Origin of the sequence: Flavobacterium keumense (genome assembly GCF_029866485.1) — a bacterium.
Classification (GTDB): domain Bacteria; phylum Bacteroidota; class Bacteroidia; order Flavobacteriales; family Flavobacteriaceae; genus Flavobacterium; species Flavobacterium keumense.
Genome location: NZ_CP092332.1, coordinates 1963287 through 1985230 on the forward strand (window position 1 = coordinate 1963287; position 21944 = coordinate 1985230).

General features: G+C 34.8%; 21 protein-coding genes and 1 pseudogene. 13 read left to right on the plus strand and 9 right to left on the minus strand.

Features of this window, described 5'->3' with window-relative positions; genetic code table 11:
• Positions 1–14: 14 nt before the first annotated feature.
• Both MG292_RS08835 and MG292_RS08840 read left to right on the plus strand, forming a co-directional pair.
• Positions 15–1208 (plus strand): alanine dehydrogenase, encoded by a 1194-nt coding sequence (locus tag MG292_RS08835; RefSeq protein WP_264533092.1) that lies wholly within the window; start codon positions 15–17, stop codon positions 1206–1208.
• A 36-nt stretch (positions 1209–1244) separates the two neighbouring features.
• On the plus strand, positions 1245–1619 hold the full coding sequence (locus MG292_RS08840; protein WP_264533091.1) for a DUF4258 domain-containing protein: 375 nt from the start codon (positions 1245–1247) through the stop codon (positions 1617–1619).
• Here the strand turns inward: MG292_RS08840 and ung are convergent, their stop codons facing one another.
• Positions 1620–2297 (minus strand): uracil-DNA glycosylase, encoded by a 678-nt coding sequence (gene ung / locus MG292_RS08845; protein ID WP_264533090.1) that lies wholly within the window; start codon positions 2295–2297, stop codon positions 1620–1622. It abuts the gene before it with no gap.
• Between the two features lie 93 nt (positions 2298–2390).
• Here ung and MG292_RS08850 point away from each other — a divergent pair, with 93 nt between their 5' ends.
• A complete protein-coding gene (locus tag MG292_RS08850; protein ID WP_264533089.1) occupies positions 2391–4556 on the plus strand; it encodes an endonuclease MutS2 in 2166 nt (721 codons plus the stop codon).
• A gap of 1 nt (position 4557) precedes the next feature.
• On the plus strand, positions 4558–4974 hold the full coding sequence (locus tag MG292_RS08855) for a thiol-disulfide oxidoreductase DCC family protein (protein WP_264533088.1): 417 nt from the start codon (positions 4558–4560) through the stop codon (positions 4972–4974).
• A 262-nt stretch (positions 4975–5236) separates the two neighbouring features.
• Here MG292_RS08855 and ettA read toward each other — a convergent pair whose 3' ends face one another.
• Positions 5237–6931, minus strand: coding sequence for an energy-dependent translational throttle protein EttA (gene ettA, locus MG292_RS08860; RefSeq protein WP_264533087.1), 1695 nt, complete (start codon positions 6929–6931; stop codon positions 5237–5239).
• 197 nt (positions 6932–7128) lie between these two features.
• Here ettA and MG292_RS08865 point away from each other — a divergent pair, with 197 nt between their 5' ends.
• Positions 7129–8148, plus strand: coding sequence for an alpha/beta fold hydrolase (locus tag MG292_RS08865; RefSeq protein WP_264533086.1), 1020 nt, complete (start codon positions 7129–7131; stop codon positions 8146–8148).
• A 22-nt stretch (positions 8149–8170) separates the two neighbouring features.
• Here MG292_RS08865 and MG292_RS08870 read toward each other — a convergent pair whose 3' ends face one another.
• Positions 8171–8353: a CAL67264 family membrane protein gene (locus MG292_RS08870; protein WP_264533085.1), complete on the minus strand. Its 183-nt coding sequence runs from the start codon at positions 8351–8353 to the stop codon at positions 8171–8173.
• A gap of 45 nt (positions 8354–8398) precedes the next feature.
• A complete protein-coding gene (gene holA / locus MG292_RS08875) occupies positions 8399–9400 on the minus strand; it encodes a DNA polymerase III subunit delta (protein ID WP_264533084.1) in 1002 nt (333 codons plus the stop codon).
• Between the two features lie 63 nt (positions 9401–9463).
• Between holA and MG292_RS08880 the strand changes: the two genes are divergently transcribed.
• From MG292_RS08880 to MG292_RS08890, 3 genes are read left to right on the plus strand one after another with little or no spacing between them, the layout of a single operon-like run.
• A complete protein-coding gene (locus tag MG292_RS08880; protein ID WP_264533083.1) occupies positions 9464–9919 on the plus strand; it encodes a type I restriction enzyme HsdR N-terminal domain-containing protein in 456 nt (151 codons plus the stop codon).
• Complete coding sequence (locus tag MG292_RS08885; protein ID WP_264533082.1) at positions 9920–10921, plus strand: glycosyltransferase family 2 protein; 1002 nt, start codon at positions 9920–9922, stop codon at positions 10919–10921.
• Between the two features lie 53 nt (positions 10922–10974).
• Entirely contained in the window at positions 10975–11808 is an 834-nt protein-coding gene (locus MG292_RS08890) for an OmpA/MotB family protein (protein WP_264533081.1), read from the plus strand.
• 92 nt (positions 11809–11900) lie between these two features.
• Here MG292_RS08890 and MG292_RS08895 read toward each other — a convergent pair whose 3' ends face one another.
• The 3 genes and pseudogenes from MG292_RS08895 to MG292_RS08905 all read right to left on the minus strand — a co-directional run bounded on the left by MG292_RS08895 (position 11901) and on the right by MG292_RS08905 (position 15768).
• Positions 11901–12521: an L-threonylcarbamoyladenylate synthase gene (locus MG292_RS08895; RefSeq protein ID WP_264533080.1), complete on the minus strand. Its 621-nt coding sequence runs from the start codon at positions 12519–12521 to the stop codon at positions 11901–11903.
• A gap of 35 nt (positions 12522–12556) precedes the next feature.
• Positions 12557–14893, minus strand: coding sequence for an ATP-dependent helicase (locus MG292_RS08900; protein WP_264533079.1), 2337 nt, complete (start codon positions 14891–14893; stop codon positions 12557–12559).
• A 106-nt stretch (positions 14894–14999) separates the two neighbouring features.
• A pseudogene (locus MG292_RS08905) lies at positions 15000–15768 on the minus strand (sulfite exporter TauE/SafE family protein).
• Between the two features lie 259 nt (positions 15769–16027).
• On the opposite strand from MG292_RS08905, the gene MG292_RS08910 reads away from it, so the two are divergent.
• The 3 genes from MG292_RS08910 to MG292_RS08920 all read left to right on the plus strand — a co-directional run bounded on the left by MG292_RS08910 (position 16028) and on the right by MG292_RS08920 (position 17356).
• Entirely contained in the window at positions 16028–16549 is a 522-nt protein-coding gene (locus tag MG292_RS08910) for a DUF7935 family protein (protein ID WP_264533077.1), read from the plus strand.
• A gap of 116 nt (positions 16550–16665) precedes the next feature.
• The gene (locus MG292_RS08915; protein ID WP_264533076.1) at positions 16666–17001 is read left to right on the plus strand and encodes a hypothetical protein; all 336 of its coding nucleotides are present in this window, start codon (positions 16666–16668) and stop codon (positions 16999–17001) included.
• Position 17002: 1 nt separating this feature from the next.
• Entirely contained in the window at positions 17003–17356 is a 354-nt protein-coding gene (locus tag MG292_RS08920; RefSeq protein WP_264533075.1) for a hypothetical protein, read from the plus strand.
• A 201-nt stretch (positions 17357–17557) separates the two neighbouring features.
• On the opposite strand, the gene MG292_RS08925 is transcribed toward MG292_RS08920, so the two are convergent.
• Together MG292_RS08925 and MG292_RS08930 are read right to left on the minus strand one after the other, a co-directional pair.
• Entirely contained in the window at positions 17558–18106 is a 549-nt protein-coding gene (locus MG292_RS08925) for a DUF1697 domain-containing protein (RefSeq protein ID WP_264533074.1), read from the minus strand.
• Between the two features lie 41 nt (positions 18107–18147).
• Positions 18148–18606: a NanQ anomerase/TabA/YiaL family protein gene (locus MG292_RS08930; protein ID WP_342032623.1), complete on the minus strand. Its 459-nt coding sequence runs from the start codon at positions 18604–18606 to the stop codon at positions 18148–18150.
• Between the two features lie 70 nt (positions 18607–18676).
• Here MG292_RS08930 and recG point away from each other — a divergent pair, with 70 nt between their 5' ends.
• Together recG and MG292_RS08940 are read left to right on the plus strand one after the other, a co-directional pair.
• The gene (gene recG, locus MG292_RS08935; protein ID WP_264533073.1) at positions 18677–20785 is read left to right on the plus strand and encodes an ATP-dependent DNA helicase RecG; all 2109 of its coding nucleotides are present in this window, start codon (positions 18677–18679) and stop codon (positions 20783–20785) included.
• 98 nt (positions 20786–20883) lie between these two features.
• A complete protein-coding gene (locus MG292_RS08940; protein ID WP_264533072.1) occupies positions 20884–21942 on the plus strand; it encodes an efflux RND transporter periplasmic adaptor subunit in 1059 nt (352 codons plus the stop codon).
• Positions 21943–21944 lie beyond the last annotated feature (2 nt).

Consider the following 21944-nt stretch of genomic DNA (forward strand, 5'->3'; position numbering starts at 1 on the left):
AATTTGAATCAACAATGTCGCTATCACCTTTTACTAAAGAACAATTATTGCCTCAGGAAGAGAAACTCGAAATTGCAAAGCAAAAAAGCGAACTTTTTATTGGTATTCCAAAAGAAACCAGTCATCAAGAACGCCGAATTTGCTTGACACCTGACGCTGTGAATTCATTGACTTGCCATGGACATCGTGTGATGATTGAGTCAGGTGCTGGTGAAAGTTCGAGTTATTCTGACAAGGAATATTCCGATGCTGGAGCCGAGATAACTCAAGATCCAAAAAGAGTATTTGGTTGCCCGATGATTCTAAAAGTAGAACCAGCAAGTTTGCCAGAGATCGAAATGATGAATCAAAATACTATTGTCATTTCGGCCATTCAGATTAAGACCAGAAAAAAAGAATATTTTGAAGCTTTGGCAAAGAAAAAAATAACCGCTTTGGCTTTCGAATACATTAAAGATGAAGATGGTACGTATCCTGCAGTCAAATCCTTAAGCGAAATTGCTGGAACAGCATCGGTATTAATTGCAGCTGAATTGATGATTACCAATCAATTTGGAAAAGGCTTACTATTTGGCAATATAACGGGGGTTCCTCCTACAGATGTGGTTATTTTAGGTGCTGGAACAGTGGGCGAATTTGCTGCAAAAACTGCTATTGGGCTGGGTGCTAATGTCAAAGTTTTTGATAATTCAATTACCAAATTACGTCGTTTGCAAAACAATTTAAACCAACGTATTTTCACTTCTACAATTCAGCCTAAATCATTGCTAAAAGCATTAAGACGTTGCGATGTGGCTATTGGCGCTATGCGCGGCATAGAACGTTGTCCTGTAGTAGTAACCGAAACCATGGTGGAACACATGAAAAAAGGCGCTGTCATAGTAGATGTCAGTATTGATACAGGAGGCTGTTTTGAAACTTCAGAGGTAACCACTCACGAAAAACCAACCTTTATCAAAAACAATGTGGTGCATTATTGTGTTCCCAACATCCCTTCTCGCTATTCAAAAACCGCTTCACTATCCATCAGTAATATTATTACGCCTTATTTGATGCAAATTGCCGAAGATGGGGGTATCGAAAGTGCCATTCGTTGTAACAAAGGATTAAAAAACGGTGTATATATGTACCACGGAATATTGACCAACAAAGCTATTAGCGATTGGTTTGGCCTACCAGATAGCGATATTAATTTAATTGTTTTTTAAATTAAGTTTCCTTTACCTTTGCTAAAAATTTAGTGTATGAAATTCTTTCAACGTTTTGCGTATTATTTTGTGGGCCTTATTATGGGGCTGTTCTTCGTTTCAATGGTGTTTAGCGGAAAAGATACCCGTTGTAATTATTTCCCAAATGCACGCGTTTTAAATGATTTAAGAAACAAACCATTTAATTATTCTCCAAAGGCAACTCAAATTCTAGCACAACCTTGGATTGATACTACCGATATTAGAAACACATTACAATATGGCGATATCGATTTTGACCAAAGTAATATTGCTGTGGGAAAAGGAAAAAAATATGTTATTGAAGGCAAAACAGTAAAAAATCAAGAAATCATACTTACTATAACCAACTATTCTGATAAAGTAGTTTTAGAGGATATAGCTAAAAAGTAATTATTGATTCAGCCAATTTATTGGTTTCAGGCCTTTAGATTCTAAATACGCATTGGTTTTACTAAAATGCTTATTCCCAAACCATTTTCCTTGATTGGCACTCATAGGCGATGGATGTCCGGATTCTAAAACCAAATGTTTTTCTCGGTTTATCTTAGCTCCTTTTTTGTGAGCAAAACTGCCCCAAAGTAAAAAAACGACATGTTCTTTTTCATCCGATATTTTTTGAATCACGGCATCTGTAAATTGACCCCATTGCAAATGTTTATGACTATTCGGCAAGTCCTCTCTAACGGTCAATCCAGCATTCAATAACAAAACGCCTTGATTAGCCCACGACTCCAAATTCCCAGAATTAGGTATAAATATATTACCCAAATCATCTACTAATTCCCTGTAAATATTACGCAAAGAAGGTGGAATTTTTATACCATCATTGACTGAAAAACACAAGCCATTCGCCTCTCCTTTTCCGTGATAAGGATCTTGACCAATGATCACTACTTTGGTATGTGAAAAACTACACTGTTCAAAAGCAGAAAAAATCAAATCTTTAGGAGGGTAACAGGTGTGATTTTGATACTCCAAATCCACTATTCCTAGTAATTCACTGAAATAGGGTTGCTGAATTTCTTCTGCTAAAATAGCTCGCCATTTTGAATTCAATTGGAGTTGCATAGTACTAATTATAAGTGGGCATAAAATTATACTTTTTCTTCAAGAAACTCTTCTTAAACTTTGTAACTTTGCTCCTTAGCAACAAATTAATCAATGATATCCATTACCGAAAAGACCTTACAAGATTTACAATTTCCTACCGTTTTAGAAACGATATCGGCTATTTGTAATACTGATATTGGAAAAGAGAAAGCACTTGAAATCACGCCTTTCAAAGACAAAGAAAGCTTAATGGAGGCTTTGTTACAAACCTCGGAGTATGTGTCGTCTTTTCAAAATAATAATGCGATACCCAATCACGGATTTGACGCTATCACTCACGAAATTAAATTTTTAGCTATTGAGGATAGTTTTTTGGAAGTGGGTAGTTTTAGAAAAATTGCCAACTTATCCAGTACTGTTAATTTCTTGCTGAATTTCTTGAGAAAATTCCACGATTATTATCCCAATTTAAATAATAGGGCCTCAAGAGTAGCATTCACCAAAGATATCATTACAATGGTCGATGAAGTAGTCGATAAATACGGAGAAATTAAAGATAATGCTTCGCCTGATTTATTGAACATTCGTAGAGATATGAATGTGGTTCGTGGAAAAGTCAATCAAAGTTTTGGAGTGGCTTTAACGCAATACAATTCACTAGGTTATTTGGATGAAATTAAAGAAAGTTTTGTTCAAAATCGTCGTGTTTTAGCCGTTTTAGCAATGTATCGTCGTAAAGTAAAAGGATCGATTTTAGGAAGTTCCAAGACAGGAAGTATTGCCTATATCGAACCCGAAACTACCTTAAAATATTCGCGTGAATTAAGCAATTTAGAATACGAAGAAAAGGAAGAAATTACTCGGATTTTAAAACAATTATCGAATAAAATTCGGCCGTATTTGGATTTACTTATCGAATACCAAAATTTCTTAAGTGATGTTGATGTTATTGCTGCCAAAGCAAAATATGCCAACAAAATCAATGCGATTTTACCAACAATAACCGATGAACGTCGCTTGTATTTCAGAGATGCCTTCCATCCTATTTTGTATTTGACTAATGCAGAAAAAAACGAAATAACGTATCCGCAAACTATCGAATTGCAACAAGAAAACCGAATCATCGTCATTTCGGGACCGAATGCGGGAGGAAAAACTATTTCTTTAAAAACGGTTGGTTTATTGCAATTAATGCTCCAATCGGGAATGTTGATTCCGGTTCACGAACGCAGCGAAACCTTCTTGTTTGATAGAATTTTAACTGACATTGGTGACAACCAATCGATAGAAAATCATTTAAGCACGTACAGCTATCGCTTAAAAAACATGAATTATTTCTTGAAAAAATGCAACAAAAATACGATGTTTTTGATAGACGAATTTGGTACCGGTTCGGATCCAGAATTAGGAGGAGCATTGGCAGAAATTTTCTTGGAAGAATTCTATCATCGTGAAGCTTTTGGAATCATTACAACCCACTATTCTAATTTAAAAATTTTGGCTAACGAATTGCCATTTGCTACCAATGCCAACATGCTTTTTGATGAAAAATCATTAGAGCCTATGTATAAATTGGTTTTAGGTCAAGCGGGAAGTTCATTTACTTTTGAAGTAGCTCAAAAAAATGGGATTCCGTATGGCTTAATTAATCGTGCTAAAAAGAAAATTGAAGTAGGTAAAGTACGTTTTGATAAAACTATTGCCACACTTCAAAAAGAACGCTCTAAATTAGAAAAAACGTCCTTAACACTGAAAGAAGAAGAAACCAAAGCGCGTGAGGAAAGTAAAAAAATGGAGACTATCAATCTCAAAATCAAACAAAAATTAGAGAGTTATCAGGAATTGTACGATAGCAATCAAAAGACAATCTACATTGGCCAAAAAATTGAAGATATAGCCGAGAAATATTTCAATAATAAAAATAAGAAAGAGCTAATTGGTGAATTTTTAAAGATTGTTGAAATAGAAAATTCCAAACGTAAAAAAGCAACTGCAAAAGAAACTAAGGTAATTGCTGAAAAGAAAAAAGAAATAATTAAAGAAGTGACTGTTCAGGTAGAAGAAATTCGTGCCGAGAAAAAAGCTAAAAAAGTAAAAGTCGTAATCGAAAAACCACGACCAATTCTTAAAGTGGGCGATCGTGTCCGAATGATTGACGGAAAAGCCGTGGGAAGTATTGATAGTATTGAGAAAAACAAAGCTACTGTCAATTACGGATTATTTACCTCCAAGGTAAGTTTAGATGAATTAGAATTAGTTGAAGCTGTAAAAAAATAAAATGCAAAACCTCCCTCAACATAAAAAAATCATTTTGTTTGACGGACTTTGCAACTTGTGTGCTACCTCGGTGCAATTCATTATCAAAAGAGATAAAAAAGACATTTTTCGGTTTGTCTCTTTACAATCGGATTTGGGACAAGAATTACTTCAACAGCTTCCAATTTCCGAACAAAAAATAGATAGTATTATTCTATATGAATCAAATAAAGCCTATTATTACAAATCAGAAGCTGTTTTTGAAATTGTAAAAAGTATTGGAGGATTTTTTTATTGTTTACTCATTTTTAAATGGCTTCCAACAGCTGTAACGAATACTATTTATGATTACGTAGCCAGAAATCGCTACAGATGGTGGGGTAAAAAAGAGCATTGTTTAGTTCCTACAAAAGGCCTGCAATCTAAATTTTTAGAATAAATTGTCTTATATGACAAATGTCATAAAATAACCTGTTATATCGAATTAAATTTGGCTTATCTTAAAAGTCTTAATTATGAGAAATTTACCATTATACTCTTGGGCAAACGGTTCCTTTATTATGATAGTTGTTTTTGGTTTGGTAATACTAGGGTTAGTTGGAGCCGTGCTAATAATGATGAATTCTGGTAAAAAGAAATAAAGAGGTAAAAAAAGAGGATATTGTGTGATATCCTCTTTTTATTTATTGAAATTAAAAGTATTAACTTCGTATCAATTTTCTGTATTTCAATCGTTTTGGAGTTAAATCCCCTCCTAAACGTTTCTTTTTGTTTTCTTCATAGTCAGAGAAACTTCCTTCAAAGAAATACACCTCAGAGTTTCCTTCAAAAGCCAAAATATGGGTACAAATTCTATCCAAGAACCATCTGTCGTGCGAAATTACTACTGCACATCCTGCAAAATTCTCTAGCCCTTCTTCTAAGGCACGAAGCGTGTTGACATCCAAGTCATTCGTTGGCTCATCTAATAACAAAACGTTTCCTTCTTCTTTCAAGGTCATAGCCAAGTGCAAACGGTTTCTTTCTCCACCAGAAAGCATCGATACTTTTTTATTTTGATCGCTTCCGCCAAAGTTAAAACGAGAGAGATACGCTCTAGAATTCACTTGTCTTCCGCCCATCATAATTAATTCTTGCCCATCGCAAAAATTCTCCCAAATGGTTTTGTCCGGATTGATATTCGAATGCGATTGATCTACGTAAGCAATTTTAACGGTTTCACCAATAGTAAATTCTCCAGCATCTGGTTTTTCTTCTCCCATTATCATTCGGAAAATAGTCGATTTACCAGCACCATTAGGCCCAATAATCCCCACAATTCCGGCTTGAGGCAATGTAAAGTTCAAATTATCATACAACAACTTATCTCCAAAAGCTTTAGCTACATTTTTAGCTTCAATTACATTGGTTCCTAAACGAGGGCCATTTGGAATATAAATCTCTAATTTTTCATCCAATTGTTTTTGGTCTTCATTTAACAATTTATCATAATTCTGTAAACGCGCTTTTTGTTTGGTTTGACGCCCTTTGGCACCTTGACGAACCCAATCCAACTCACGTTCTAAAGTTTTTCTGCGTTTAGACGCTACTTTTTCTTCCTGAGCCAAACGATTTGATTTTTGGTCCAACCAAGAAGAATAATTTCCTTTCCATGGAATACCTTCTCCTCTATCCAATTCCAAAATCCAACCCGCTACATTATCTAAGAAATAACGGTCATGCGTTACTGCAATTACAGTTCCGGCATATTGTGCTAAGTGTTGTTCTAACCAAAGTACGCTTTCAGCATCCAAGTGATTCGTTGGCTCATCCAAAAGCAATACGTCAGGCTGTTGCAATAACAAACGGCATAAAGCTACACGACGGCGTTCCCCTCCTGACAAATTCTTGATTGGAGTATCGCCTTCTGGAGTACGCAACGCATCCATGGCTATTTCTAATTTGGTATCGATTTCCCAAGCACCTAAAGCATCTATTTTGTCTTGTAAAGCGGCTTGACGATCCATCAATTTATCCATTTTGTCTTGATCTTCATAATTTTCTGGAAGACCAAATAAATCATTGATTTGATTGTATTCTTCTAAAACGGCCATCGTTTCAGCAACACCTTCTCGAACAATCTCGATTACTGTTTTAGAATCGTCTAATTGTGGTTCTTGTTCCAAATAACCAACTGTATATCCAGGAGCAAAAACAACATCTCCTTGGTAATTTTTATCAACTCCTGCAATAATTTTTAACAGCGAAGATTTACCAGAACCATTTAATCCTAGAATACCAATTTTAGCCCCGTAAAAGAAACTTAGATAAATATCTTTTAATACCTGTTTGTTGCTGCTTGAATACGTCTTACTCAATTTTGACATTGAGAATATTACTTTCTTATCGTCTGACATATTGTTTGTTTTTTATTTTAAAATTTGATGTAGCTACAAAGATAGTTTTAAATAAAAATAATGCAATAACTCTAGTTGAAATTATTAGGTTTTAGGATGAAATGATGCCGATTATCGATTAATTACGTCACTCAAAGAAAAAGTATATAGCGCTTTTTGATTGTTAGTAGTTTTATTCATATCAAAATTCTTGAGCTATGAAAAACATCCGAACCATTGATTTATTTGATTTCAATTTAGAAAAAGGGAAACAACTAGAACATATTGCGTTATCGTATGAAGTTGTTGGACAACCCCTTGGCACTGCTCCTATCATTATTGTAAATCATTCGTTAACAGGCAATGCAACTGTGAGCGGACGATACGGATGGTGGAATGGTTTAATTGGCGAAAACAAAACGATTGACATCAACATTTATACAATCATATCGTTCAATATTCCAGGAAATGGATTTGAAGACAATTACGAGGCATTAATCCCTAATTATCGAGATTTTACTATCAGAGATATTGCAGCAATTTTTTGGGAAGGTCTTTTTCATCTAAAAGTAAAAAATGTATTTGCTGTTATTGGCGGTAGTTTAGGTGGAGCAATAGCATGGGAAATGGCCGCATTACAGCCGAACCGAATTGAAAATCTAATTCCAATTGCGTCCGATTGGAAAGCCACTGATAAAGTGATTGCTAATGTTTTGATTCAAGATCAAATTCTAAATAATTCAGAAGATCCAATTGTAGATGCGCGTTATATTGCTAATTTACGGTATAGAAATCAAGAATATGTAAATCAAATTTTTAAGAGAACTAATTTAGAAATTAGTTCCATAAGCCCTATTGAAAAATGTGTATTTACCAATAATAAGTGCCAAATTGCTGGATTTAGATTGATGAATTTTTTACTCTTAAGTAATGATTTAACTCGCAATAGAAGGGATTTTTTATCCATTGCCAATACCATAAAAGCCAATATTCATCTCATTGGAATTGAAGCTTATGGATTATTCTCTGCCGATGAAAATAGAATTACGTTTCTAAAATTGAGAAAAATTAAACCCAATGTTTTTTATCATGAAATTGAATCTAGCTTCGGTAACGATGCTTATTTAAAAGAAACAGAACGAATAGCTTTTTTATTAAAACCTATTTTCAAATCCAAAAAAACAATCATTAGAAATAAATTCAACTATACTATGGGAAATTATTTTATGAATACCTAATACAAATAGCGAATATTTGGATTTATACTCTACCTTTCAATGAGCTAAATACCCAAGCATTAGCTAAAAACCCCACTCCGACAGCAGCAAAGCCCCAACCTGCAACGTCGTCATATCTGAAGGCTCCAAGACCTATCAGCAAAAGTCCCATAACAATCATTAGTAAAGTTGCCCATCCTAAAATGGTATTCTTATTCATTCCCATAACTTGAAATTTTAAATTTTGAGGTACAAATATCTAAATTTTGAACTAATTAAAAATTGTATATAGCATTTCTTTTAACAAATCTGCTTGAGACAAATTAGCACCAACTCCTTTGCTCTTTACATCGATTTTCCTTAGAGAAGTAATAATTTGGCTCACTTTTTTCATTGGATAATTTTTTAAAGCAACATCATAATCATTTAAAAAATAAGTTGAAATTCCCAAAGCAACAGCTACATTTTTAGGATTTTTATCTTTCAATCCGTGGTATTTCAAGACCTTGACAAAAAAACCAAATACAATCCCTGTAGTAACCACTAGAGGATTGGCTTTGGGATTTTCTGAAAAGTAGTGCGCAATATGGAATGCCTTAGCTTGATTTCGAGATCCTAGAGCTTTCAGTAACTCAAAGTTATTAAAGTCTTTACTAAAACCTATATTCTCTTCAATGTGCTGTGGATTAATTGTACTTCCTGCCGGAAGTATAATTTGTAGTTTCTCCAATTCATTATTAATTTTACTCAAATCAGTTCCTAAAAATTCTACCAACATAGCAGCAGCTTTAGGTTCGATAGAGTATTTTTTACCAGCCAAGACACGTTTTATCCAGTCGCCAACTTGATTCTCGTACAACTTTTTACTTTCGTAAACAATCCCTTTTTGTGCTAGTAATTTCGTTGCTTTTTTACGTTTATCCAAGGTTTTGTATTTGTAACAAAAAACCAGGACCGTAGATTCCATTGGATTTTCTAAATAACTCTCTATTTTATCAATTGTTCGAGACAATTCTTGAGCTTCTTTAACAATCACTACTTGTCGTTCGGCCATCATTGGGTAGCGCTTAGCAGTCGAAACAATATCATCAATGATGACATCCCGACCATACAAAACCGTTTGATTGAAACCTTTTTCTTCTTCTGAAAGGACATTTTGTTCAATAAAATCAGATAATTTATCGATATAATACGGCTCTTCTCCCATCAAAAAATAGATTGGTTTGATGTTTCTTGCCTTAATATCATTTACAATTTTTACTACTTCGTCCACAAAAAGTTGTTTTGGTTAGGTCTTTATTCGGAAATTTGAAATTTAAAATAGTAATTTTGGCGTATGCAACAATTGAATTTTTCATCCTATTCTTTCCGTTTCAAAAATAGCGAAAATAAAGTGTCTATTTTTGATCCCATCAGGAAAAAATTTATAATTCTTACTCCCGAAGAATGGGTTCGTCAGCACGTTGTTCAATTTTTAATGGCCGAAAAAAACTATCCCAAGTCATTGATTAACGTTGAAAAAGTTTTAAAAGTCAACGGATTACGAAAAAGATACGATGTTGTGGTGTATAATTCAGATGGTTCTATATTTATATTAATCGAATGTAAAGCCCCTGAAGTGACTATTTCACAAAGTACTTTCGATCAAATTGCTCAATATAATATGACTTTGAAATCAAATTATCTAATGGTGACTAATGGCTTGAATCATTACTTTTGCCAAATGGATTTTGAAAATAAAAAATACCAATTCTTAACAGAACTACCCCACTATCAATTAAATAGAATCTAGATGAAAATAGCAGTTGTTATACTCAATTGGAATGGAAAACAATTACTAGAACAATTTTTACCTTCTGTAGTTCAATTTTCCAAAGAAGCAACTGTTTATGTTGCCGACAATGCATCTACAGATGATTCAGTGGCTTTTGTAAAGGCTAATTTTCCTGAGGTTTCTATTGTGGTAAATCCAACTAATACGGGTTATGCGGGAGGATATAATGAAGCATTACAACATATTGATGCCGATGTTTATGCTTTAGTCAATTCAGATATTGAGGTGACCGAAAATTGGCTACAGCCTATCATCAAAGCATTTCAAAACGAACCTACAACTGCCATTATTCAACCGAAGATTTTAGACTTCAAGAACAAAGACTATTTTGAATATGCAGGAGCAGCAGGAGGCTATATTGACCAATACGGTTATCCTTTTTGTCGCGGTCGCCTATTTGACACTTTAGAGAAAGACAATGGTCAATACGATACCAATCAAGAAATCTTTTGGGCTTCAGGAGCTTGTTTCTTTATTAGGAGTCAAGTGTACAATGAATTAAATGGATTTGACACTTCCTTTTTTGCACACCAAGAAGAAATTGATCTGTGTTGGAGGGTTAAAAATAAAGGATATACAATTAAGTATTTATTTGAATCAAAGGTATATCATGTGGGTGGTGCTACTTTACAGCAAGGGAATCCAAAAAAAACCGAATTGAATTTTAGGAATTCATTGTCGATGCTCACCAAGAATTTACCACAAAAAGACTTGTATCGAATACTTTTTATCCGAATGGTGTTGGACGGAATAGCAGGAATTCAATTTTTGTTACAGGGAAAAATAAAACACTTTTGGGCAATTCTAAAAGCACACTTTGCATTTTATGCTCGATATTCTGAAAATTATGCTAAACGAAGTAATTTTCAACAAAAAGAATACTATATCGTAAAAAGTATCGTTTATAGCTACTTTGTAAAGAAAATTCGTTTTTTTAACGATATAATTACGCTCAAATAAATTTTAAAAACTAAATTTGCTTACAATCAATTAATCCAATAAAATCATCATTTATGAAAAAAGTTGTAATTGCTTTATCGGTGTTAGCTCTTTTAAGTTCTTGTGTTTCTAAAAAGAAATATGCTGAACTAGAAGCTAAAAACAAAGAGACTCAAGACTTATTAAATACTTGTACTGTAAAATTGAACTCCTGTTTAGAAGAAAAAGCATCTTTAGCAGCTACAGCTGCTGCTTTGAAAGATCAAAATAAAAATCTAATGGAAACTTCGAAAGAAATGGCTATTTTATCAACAAAAGGAGCTCAAAACATTGAAAAAGCATTAGAATCTATCAAAGAAAAAGATTTAAAAATCAGCAGAATGCAAGATGCTTTGACCAAAAAAGATAGTGTAACTTTAGCTGTTGTTACTAGTTTAAAAAGCGCAGTTGGATTATCTGACCCAGATATTGAAATCAATGTTGAGAAAGGAGTGGTTTTTATTTCTATTGCTGACAAACTATTGTTTAAAAGTGGTAGTTATGAGGTGACTGACAGAGCCAAAGGAGTGTTAGCAAAAGTAGCAAAAGTAATTAACGACAAACCCGATTTTGAATGTATGGTAGAAGGACATACAGATAATGTACCTTACGTTGGCAATAAAATTTTATTAGATAACTGGGACTTAAGTGTTAAACGTTCTACTTCAATTGTTCGTGTTTTAACAAATCAATTGGGGGTTAAACCTTCTCAATTGATTGCTGCAGGTAGAAGTTCTTATGTACCATTAGTAGAAAACAACTCTGCTGAAAACAGAGCTCGTAACAGAAGAACACGCATTGTTGTGTTACCTAAAATTGACCAATTCTATGAAATGGTAGAAAAAGAAATGAAGAAACAACAAAAATAAAATTGTTTACATTAATAAAAAAAACGTCTTGACTAATCAAGACGTTTTTTTTTATGTAAATTTTTAAAATACAAATAGTTATACACAACTAACTAAAGTATATCTACATTTCCTTTTCCTTCTCTGACAATTATCGGTTCATGCCCTGATAAGTCAATTATGGTAGAGGCTGTATTATCTCCATAACCACCATCAATTACCATATCTACCAAATTTTGCCATTTTTCAAAAATCAATTCTGGGTCAGTCGTATATTCAATCACATCATCTTCATCGTGAATAGAAGTGGATACAATTGGATTTCCTAATTGCCTAACGATTTCTAATGCAATGGAATTGTCTGGTACACGAATTCCCACTGTAGTTTTCTTTTTAAATTCTTTAGGTAAATTAGAACTTCCAGGTAAAATAAAAGTATAAGGTCCTGGCAAAGCTCGTTTTAAAATTTTAAAAGTAGCCGTATCAATTTGTTTCACATAATCAGATAAATTACTCAAATCGTGACAAATGAATGAGAAATTGGCTTTCTCTAATTTCACGCCTTTGATTCGGGCAATCCGCTCTAACGCCTTTGTATTTGTAATATCACAACCCAATCCATAGACTGTATCGGTTGGATAGATTACTAAACCTCCTTCTTTCAATACCTTTACCACTTTGGCAATAGCCGATTCACTCGGTTTATCAGGGTATATTTTTATAAATTCAGCCATAGTTTGTGTTTTTTATTTTATCACCTTGAGTGATTTTACCCAATAATCTCCAATTTTGCAAAACGCAATAACAATTTTTTAATACCACCTACTTCAAAACGAATTTCCGCTTTTCGATCAGCACCCACACCTTCCATATTGATGACTTCACCTTTACCAAAACGCTCGTGCATTACGATATTTCCAGCTACTAATTTATTGTCAAACAAATTAGCATTGCCCGAAGATGGCGCGTTTCCTGCTACAGGTTTCAATCGTCTAATAGGACTGTCCGGTTTAGGTTGATTATCCGTAATGTATTTGGGCGGAGTTCCTGAAATAGGTTTGGCTAACCGCAATTTGGATTTGTCCACATCGCCAAAAATATCACTATCAATCATCGGTTTGTAGCGGTAATTTGATTCGGCAGGCGTTAAATATTCTAAATATTGTCCGTCAATTTCTTCAATAAAACGAGAAGGTTCACTATCGGTTAATTTTCCCCAACGGTAACGCGATTGCGCATAGGTTAAATACGCTTGATGCTCGGCACGAGTTAAGGCAACATAAAACAAACGGCGTTCTTCTTCGAGTTCAGAACGGGTACTCATACTCATCGCACTTGGAAATAAATCTTCTTCCATTCCTACCACAAAAACGTGTGGAAACTCCAATCCTTTTGCCAAGTGAATCGTCATCAACGCCACACGGTCTTCATCGCTAGTGTCTTTATCCAAATCGGTAGCCAAAGCCACATCTTCTAAAAATTCAGATAAAGCACCACGAGCGCCATCAATTTCTTTTTGACCTTCGGTAAAATCCTTGATACCGTTGAGTAGTTCCTCAATGTTTTGAATTTTAGCCATACCTTCGGGTGTAGCATCTTTTTTTAGTTCTTGTACCAAACCTGTTTTTTTGGCCACATGATCTGTAATGTAAAACGCATCTTGATTTTCATTAATAATTTGAAAACTCTTAATCATGTTCACAAAATCAGTTAGCTTTTGCTTGGTTCCCGAATTCAGTTTCAAGTCGATTTTGTCAATGTTTTGCATCACTTCAAAAATCGAACGCTTGTAATGATTGGCTGCAATAGTCAACTTTTCAACAGTGGTATCCCCTATTCCTCGGGCAGGATAATTAATCACACGAATCAGTGCTTCTTCATCTTTTGGATTTATTATCAAACGCAGATAACACAAAACGTCTTTGATTTCTTTTCTTTGATAAAAAGAGAGTCCGCCATAAATTCGATACGGAATATCCCGTTTGCGCAAAGCATCTTCCATAGCTCGCGATTGCGCATTGGTACGATATAAAATAGCAAATTGACCGTTTAGCATTTGGTTTTGCATCTTTTGTTCAAAAATCGTACTGGCGACAAAACGGCCTTCTTCGGCATCGGTCAAACTGCGGTGTACCTTTATTTTTGGACCAAAATCATTGGCCGTCCAAACAATCTTATCCAGTTTGGTTTTATTCTTATCGATAATGGTATTGGCCGCCTCAACAATATTTCGGGTCGAACGATAATTTTGTTCCAAACGAAAGGTTTTCACATTGTCGTAATCCTTTTGGAAATTCAAAATATTGTTAATGTTGGCACCGCGAAAGGCGTAAATACTCTGCGCATCATCTCCCACTACACAGATATTTTGAAATTTATCCGACAAGGCACGAACAATCAAATACTGGGAATGATTGGTATCTTGGTACTCATCCACCAAAATATAGCGGAAACGATTCTGGTATTTGGCTAATATTTCAGGAAAACGAGTGAGTAATTCATTCGTTTTCAATAACAAATCATCAAAGTCCATTGCACCTGCTTTGAAACAACGCTCGACATAATTTTGGTAAATTTCGCCCAAACGCGGTTTCTTAGACATCGCATCGGCTTCTTGTAATTCGGGATTATTGAAATAGGCTTTTACCGTAATCAAACTGTTTTTATAAGACGAGATTCGACCTAAAACTTGTTTCGGTTTGTAGATATCTTTGTCCAATTGCATTTCCTTGATAATCGAAGAAATCAAACGCACGGAGTCTTGCGAATCGTAAATCGTAAAATTTGACGGGTAGCCCAAATGTTCTGCCTCTGAACGCAAAATCCGCGCAAAAACTGAGTGAAAGGTTCCCATCCAAAGATTCTTAGCCTCACTGGCTCCCACAATAGACGCTATACGGTTTTTCATTTCGCGCGCGGCTTTGTTGGTAAAGGTTAATGCCAAAATATTAAACGCATCGATACCTTGGTGCATCAAATAGGCAATTCGAATGGTCAACACTCGCGTTTTACCAGAACCTGCACCCGCAATGATAATCATTGGGCCGTCTTTTTGAAGGACTGGTTCGCGTTGCGCTTCGTTCAATTGATCAATATAGTGCTGCATTTGGAAATTTAATTATGGATAGCAAAAATAAGGATTAGCAATGTATAAATGTAACAATTGGAAAATTAAAATTCATTTGAAAACTAATAAATGATAACCATATTATTTACTTAAAAAACACATCGTATCCAAAACGAATTAAAGTTCCAATTACCACAATCAAAAAGAAGATTCGGATAAATTGATTTCCTTTATTAATAGCCATTTTAGCACCCAAAAAACCACCCAAAGCATTACTAAACGCCATTGGAATAGCAATTGCCCAAATGATTTTTCCTTTGATAAAAAACAAACAAATCGAACCAAAATTAGTAGCCAAATTGACCATTTTTGCATTCGCAGAAGCGTGTAAAAAATCAAACCCCATCAAAGCAATAAACGCCACCACCAAAAAACTTCCTGTTCCAGGTCCTATATAAACCATCATACAATCCCACCACAAAACTGATGGTCACAGCATTGATTAGTTGTCTTTTAGGAGAACTATTCTTTTCAATGTGTTGTCCAAAATTTTTCTTGGCGTAGGTACAAATCACTAAAAAAGACAGCACCACTAACAGAATAGGTTTCATAAAATCATTGCTCACATAGGTCAACAAAGTCGACCCTAAAAACGCTGACGGAAAGGCTAACAACATCATGATCGAAAGCAATTTCCAGTTCATATCTACTTTTTTAAGGTATTGGTAGGCCGCAAACGAAGTCCCGCTAAATGCCGGAATCTTCAAACTTCCCACTACAGTCGAAACGGGTAAATTGGGCAATAAAATTAATCCCATGGGAGTTTGAATTAAGCCACCACCACCCACAACGGCATCGATAAATCCAGCAAAAAAAGCAGCCAAACAAAGTAAAACAATGATGTAGTTTTCCATAAAAGATTGAGGTTAAGTAATTTATTTTATTCTCTACACGTCACTTCGAGTGGTTTAAAAAGAAATGAGCTAACTTTTCTTTTTAAATTGTATCGAGAAGCCGTGACTATTTTTGTAAGTTCTCGATACATTTTTTGTTCCGCTTCACTGCACAAAAAACACTCGAACTGACGTAATATAAATTGATTCGTATGCAATAAAATATTCCGTTACATTTTCAAAAAGCGTATTTTTGTGTTTCAAAAATAGAAAAAAACAAATGGAAACAGTCAAAATACTTGAAATCCTTGGATATACATTACCTTCTTTAGTAACGGGTGGCGTTGCTTATTTTTTATTTGACAACTATTTTAAAGACCAAGAGAAAATTCGTCGTTGGTTATTGCAAAAAGAAAACAAAAAAGACATTTTACCTTTGCGCTTGCAAGCCTACGAACGATTGAGTTTATTAATGGAACGCATCAATCCCTCACAAATATTGTTGCGAAATAGCCCTGTAACCAACGATAAAAAAGAATATGAGAATTTTATCATTGACCAAATCCAACAAGAATTTGAACACAATCTAAGCCAACAAATTTATGTGTCTGGCGAATGTTGGTCTATTATTCAAACGGCTAAGAATGCGACTATCCAATTGATACGCATTGCCGCTCAAAACGAAAAAGTACAAACTGCCACTGACTTGAGAGAATTTGTAGTGAGTAGTTTAGTAGATAAAGCCGCTCCTACTTATGCTGCCTTGGACTTGATCAAACAAGAAGTGGGACAGTTGTGGTAGAATAAATTTATTTTTTATATTTGATTTAATCTGCAACTGGACTTAGATCAAAATTGGTTTTTATTACAAAAATATAACCGTTTGTAACTAGTTGTATGAATAATATGCATAAATAAATGAATGAGCAGTTATTTCAGAACAAGACAAAACAACTAATGAGTTTAAACGGACAGACAGTAAGAATTATTGTAAGTGAGCCTTGGGATTGGAAAGAAATTCTTTTCGGTAAAATTCTTTCTGATAGAGGAGGCAACAAACTTTTAGTTAAGCTGACCAAACCACTTACAGGTGACAAATTGACAAGTGACTTAATTGAACTTAGTCCAAGATACGAAAAAACAACCTTCAAAACGCTTTTACAACATTACTCTGTTACAGTTGCAGGTGCTCTTGTAACAGAAAACCCAGGTGAATTTGATTATATAATTATCGGCAGCGTAATATTAGATTAAAATGACAAATAACGAATTGAGCCATCGAGTTAATAATGCAATCATCTTACTGACGGAAGGACATACGTTCAAAATTGGTGACCTGACTTTTGATGCTAAAGATGAACATCATTTTTCTGTAACAGGTTGGACACTTTGCAATGACATAAAAAACTTGACTAAACAGAGTGCATTGGATGAAATAAACGAAACGAAAACTTTGTTTAATAAAATGATTTCAGTTTCGCCAAAACTTACTAACTTCATTAAAGACAGACAAATTAAATATTCTTTAGGTTATGATTATGGAATGGGTGGAATTGAAATTTGTAATGAAACTAACGGACAAATTAAATGGACTATAGAATTAGAGTAATAAAAAATATCCTTCTTGTTGCCTCACAAAATGAAACTCAACGAAGTTAAATTCTTGTAGTAGTTCAAACATATCGTCCCTACGGGACTTTACTATTAGTTAACATTATTTATTACCAATATTCTGCTCCTAACGGAGCAATTTTTACAAAAAAATGAGAATAATCTCGTAGCGATGCCATATCGGTAGCCCCACAGGGGATTAATCAAACGCATTATACATTTCCAACAACTGCGACACCGTATTCCAATTTCGTATCGTGGCCGTCACATTTAGTTTTTTCTCAATATATTTTTGGTCTAGTCTGGTTTTTCCTGCGCTTACTGCGTATTTGATGTAAATTTTATTGGCATCAATATGCGCTTGATCTGGTTTCACTTGACTCATTTTTAAATCATTAATGGCCTCATTTCGCAAAGCCATCGATACAAAAGCGACATAGAGTTTTTTGGTATCCAAGTCTTTTTCTTTCAAATAGGGATTGTTAGTTAAACAGGCTTCTAAATCAGATTTGGCAATCACCACCACAGGCACTTCGTGACCAAATGCTTTGAAGATTTCTTGTTTGATGAGGAAACCTACTTTAGCTGGATTGTCTTCTTCAGTAGTCACAAACACATTTCCTGATTGAATGTAGGTGGTCACATTTTGAAATCCAATGTTTTCCAAAGTCGTTTTTAATGCCTCCATTTTAATCATATTGTGTCCGGAAACATTGATGCCACGAAGTAAAGCGAGATGGGTTGTCATTGTAATTTACGATTTAGGATATACGATATACGAAGTACGATTTATTGAATTAAGACTTTAATCACTACTTTCTTTACTTCAGCAGCGGATTCTGTTTGAACACAAGGTTGGTGCAAATCATCTGGAAAAAAAATAGTAAACATTCCTTTTGAAACGCGCACTAAAGAAGTTGTACCTTCGTAAAACGTATAGTCTTTATCTTCGTCTTGTTCCAGTATCTTTTGATTGTTTTTTGTAGTTACTCCCATGAATTCCTCACCACGAATCACATATTGAATATCAATGTATTTTTTATGACTTTCTAATTTACATTCGTTCAAAGGCTTGGTTGGGTATTCTTGTACCAACGCAAAAATAGTATCGCCTTCTATATCGTGCCTCCCTGAGGAAATGGTATCTAAATCAGTGTTGTGCAAAAAGGCAAAACCTTTGGCTATTCTTTCGTTTATAGTACTGTACAACTGGTAATTATCTAGGGTATCGAGAATTATTTTGTTAATTTATTTTTTTCAAATATATCATTTTCAAACGCTATTTTCTATTTTCCAAACAAAAAACTATCTTCGCAGTATGCAGCAAAATCTTCTACAAACTCCTATCGAATACCTTAAAGGCGTTGGCCCTCATCGGGGCGAACTCTTGCGTAAGGAATTGGGAATTCATAAGTACGGAGATTTAGTGAATTTCTTTCCCAATCGCTACATCGACAGAACGCGGTATTATAAAATTAATGAGTTACAAAACACCACCTCTGAAGTCCAAATCATTGGCAAAATAATCCACATTAAAACGGTCGAATTTGGTAAAAATAAAAAACGTTTGGTCGCCACTTTTGTTGATGATACGGGTCAAATGGAACTGGTTTGGTTTCAAGGTCATAAATGGATTCGAGAAAGTTTAAAGTTGAATGAAGTCATCGTGATTTTTGGAAAATGCTCCTCATTCAATGGTACGTTTAACATGGCGCATCCTGAAATGGAATTGCTTAGCGAACATCAAAAAAGTCTTCGCTCGGCCATGCAAGCCATTTATCCTTCTACCGAAACCTTGGCGAATCGAGGTGTTTCGAACCGAGTTATTATCAAAATGATGCAACAATTGTTTTTGGAAACACAAAATTTGTTTTCAGAAACTTTGCCCGATTATTTGATTAACGAATTAAAACTGATTTCTAAGAAAGCCGCCTTATTCAACATTCATTTTCCTAAAAGTTCGGAAGCTTTGGCGAAAGCCCAATTCCGATTGAAGTTTGAAGAATTGTTCTTTATTCAGCTGCAATTGATTACCAAAAACCTAATTCAGAAACACAAAATAAAAGGACATCCGTTTACTTCTGTTGGGCAACATTTCAATGATTTTTATCAAAATCATTTGCCTTTTGAGTTGACCAATGCGCAAAAAAGAGTGATTAAAGAAATCCGCACCGATATGGGAAGTAATGCCCAAATGAATCGGTTGCTGCAAGGTGATGTAGGTTCTGGAAAAACCATTGTTGCGTTTATGAGTATGCTTTTGGCTATTGATAACGGCTTTCAAGCTTGCTTGATGGCGCCAACAGAAATTTTAGCCAACCAACATTTTTTAGGCTTGTCCGAATTGGCGAAGACCGCCAATATCAACATTCAATTATTAACCGGTTCTACTAAAACTGCTGACAGAAAAATAATTCATGAAGCATTGGAAGACGGCAGTTTACATATCCTTATCGGAACCCATGCTTTATTAGAAGATAAAGTACAGTTTAAGAATTTGGGACTCGCGGTAATTGATGAGCAACATCGTTTTGGCGTAGAGCAGCGTTCTAAGTTATGGAAGAAGAACGAAATTCCACCACATGTTTTAGTAATGACTGCCACTCCTATTCCGCGTACCTTAGCAATGAGTTTGTATGGTGATTTGGATATTTCAGTGATAGACGAATTGCCTCCGGGACGAAAACCCATTCAAACTGTACATCGTTTTGACAGCAACCGATTGAAAGTTTGGAAGTTTTTGAAAGACGAAATTGCATTGGGCAGGCAAATTTATATTGTCTATCCGTTGATTCAGGAATCCGAAAAAATGGATTTCAAAGATTTGATGGATGGCTACGAAAGTATTTCAAGAGATTTTCCGCTGCCGCAGTATTCTATTTCCATTTTACACGGAAAAATGAAACCCGCGGATAAAGAATCTGAAATGAAACGCTTTGCCGAAGGGAAAACCAATATTATGGTAGCCACCACAGTAATTGAGGTTGGGGTTAATGTTCCTAATGCCAGCGTAATGATTATTGAAAGTGCGGAACGTTTTGGACTGTCACAATTACATCAATTGCGTGGTCGTGTGGGGCGTGGCGCCGAACAAAGTTATTGTATTTTGATGACGAGCCACAAATTGAGTTCTGATAGTAAAATCCGAATGGAAACGATGGTAAGTACCAATGATGGCTTTGAAATTGCCGAAGTCGATTTAAAATTACGCGGTCCTGGTGATTTAATGGGAACGCAACAAAGCGGTGTTTTGAATCTTCAAATTGCGGATATTGTAAAGGATAAAGATATTTTACTATTAGCTAGAAATTATGCAATACAATTACTTCGAGAAGATGCCAGCATGCATAAGCCAGAGCATGCTACCTTGCGTGCTGTATTTATAGAAATGACTAAAAAGAAAAATATTTGGAATTATATAAGTTGAACTAATCAACTCAAAATAATAACTCCAAGTTAGTCTATTATTAAATTCAATACCCTAAATTTGTGAATTGCGTTAATATGACACTATAATAAACTCTTATGAAAATAAAAACTCTTGTTTACTCCTTATTAATTATAGGATTAGTTGGTTTAATTGGTTACCGAATTACAAAAAATAGTGATTCCAAAGGGCCTAAAGACAAAGAAAAAGACAAACAGCCTATTACGGTAAGCGGATCGGTAGTTCACTTACAAACATTTGATAATAATTTAGCCCTTTCGGGTTCTATTGAAGCCAATGAGCAAGTGGAGATTCGTTCTGAGGTTTCAGGAATTGTAAAAAATATCTATTTCCAAGAAGGTAGTAATGTTACGAAAGGCCAAGTACTGTTCAAAGTGAATGATATTGAACTGAAAGCGCAATTGGCTCAAGCCAAAACCAAAGAAAGTTTAGCTTCTGAAAATGAAAGGAGAGCTAAATTACTGTTACAAAAAGAAGCAATTAGTCAAGAAGAATACGATGTTGCACGCGCTGACTATCAATCTGCGAAAGCGCAAAGTCAATTGATTCAAGCACAAATTGAGAAAACTTCGGTACGCGCGCCTTTTTCAGGAAAGATTGGTTTGCGTTCTATTTCGCCTGGGACATATGTTACTCCTACCCTTTTAGTAGCAAAATTGGTCAATGTTAACCAACTGAAAATCACTTTTTCTATTCCTGAAAAATATGCTTCGCAAGTAAAAAAGAATGCCATCATTACGTTTAAAGTAACAGGAGCTGAACAACAAACTTATTCGGCTACAATTTATGCTATTGAACCCGAAGTAGAAATTGCGACACGAACTTTAAAAGTGCGTGCTTTGGCAGACAATAAAGACGGAAAATTATTACCAGGTACATTTGCAAACGTTCAATTGCCTTTGGATATTATCAAAGATGCCGTGGTTATTCCAACAGAAGCGATAATTCCAGTTCAAGACGGAAAAAAAGTATTCGTTGCTAACAAAGGAATGGCGAAAGAAATAATGGTGGAGACAGCCACAAGAACTGATGCGTCTATTTTAGTACTTTCAGGTTTAAAAGCAGGAGATACGGTTTTGACTTCGGGAGTGATGTCTTTGAAAGACGAAGCACCAATTATCGTTAAAGTTAAATAAAA

Bases quoted from the DNA above. Each gene is read 5' to 3' on its own strand.
- ettA (WP_264533087.1), bottom strand. From the start codon at position 6,931: ATGTCAGACGATAAGAAAGTAATATTCTCAATGTCAAAATTGAGTAAG.
- MG292_RS08900 (WP_264533079.1), bottom strand. From the start codon at position 14,893: ATGCAGCACTATATTGATCAATTGAACGAAGCGCAACGCGAACCAGTC.
- MG292_RS08910 (WP_264533077.1), top strand. From the start codon at position 16,028: ATGGAAACAGTCAAAATACTTGAAATCCTTGGATATACATTACCTTCT.
- MG292_RS08895 (WP_264533080.1), bottom strand. From the start codon at position 12,521: ATGGCTGAATTTATAAAAATATACCCTGATAAACCGAGTGAATCGGCT.
- MG292_RS08835 (WP_264533092.1), top strand. From the start codon at position 15: ATGTCGCTATCACCTTTTACTAAAGAACAATTATTGCCTCAGGAAGAG.
- MG292_RS08925 (WP_264533074.1), bottom strand. From the start codon at position 18,106: ATGACAACCCATCTCGCTTTACTTCGTGGCATCAATGTTTCCGGACAC.
- MG292_RS08940 (WP_264533072.1), top strand. From the start codon at position 20,884: ATGAAAATAAAAACTCTTGTTTACTCCTTATTAATTATAGGATTAGTT.
- MG292_RS08855 (WP_264533088.1), top strand. From the start codon at position 4,558: ATGCAAAACCTCCCTCAACATAAAAAAATCATTTTGTTTGACGGACTT.
- MG292_RS08870 (WP_264533085.1), bottom strand. From the start codon at position 8,353: ATGGGAATGAATAAGAATACCATTTTAGGATGGGCAACTTTACTAATG.
- MG292_RS08915 (WP_264533076.1), top strand. From the start codon at position 16,666: ATGAATGAGCAGTTATTTCAGAACAAGACAAAACAACTAATGAGTTTA.
- MG292_RS08920 (WP_264533075.1), top strand. From the start codon at position 17,003: ATGACAAATAACGAATTGAGCCATCGAGTTAATAATGCAATCATCTTA.
- MG292_RS08890 (WP_264533081.1), top strand. From the start codon at position 10,975: ATGAAAAAAGTTGTAATTGCTTTATCGGTGTTAGCTCTTTTAAGTTCT.
- ung (WP_264533090.1), bottom strand. From the start codon at position 2,297: ATGCAACTCCAATTGAATTCAAAATGGCGAGCTATTTTAGCAGAAGAA.
- MG292_RS08885 (WP_264533082.1), top strand. From the start codon at position 9,920: ATGAAAATAGCAGTTGTTATACTCAATTGGAATGGAAAACAATTACTA.
- recG (WP_264533073.1), top strand. From the start codon at position 18,677: ATGCAGCAAAATCTTCTACAAACTCCTATCGAATACCTTAAAGGCGTT.
- MG292_RS08865 (WP_264533086.1), top strand. From the start codon at position 7,129: ATGAAAAACATCCGAACCATTGATTTATTTGATTTCAATTTAGAAAAA.
- MG292_RS08880 (WP_264533083.1), top strand. From the start codon at position 9,464: ATGCAACAATTGAATTTTTCATCCTATTCTTTCCGTTTCAAAAATAGC.
- MG292_RS08840 (WP_264533091.1), top strand. From the start codon at position 1,245: ATGAAATTCTTTCAACGTTTTGCGTATTATTTTGTGGGCCTTATTATG.
- MG292_RS08850 (WP_264533089.1), top strand. From the start codon at position 2,391: ATGATATCCATTACCGAAAAGACCTTACAAGATTTACAATTTCCTACC.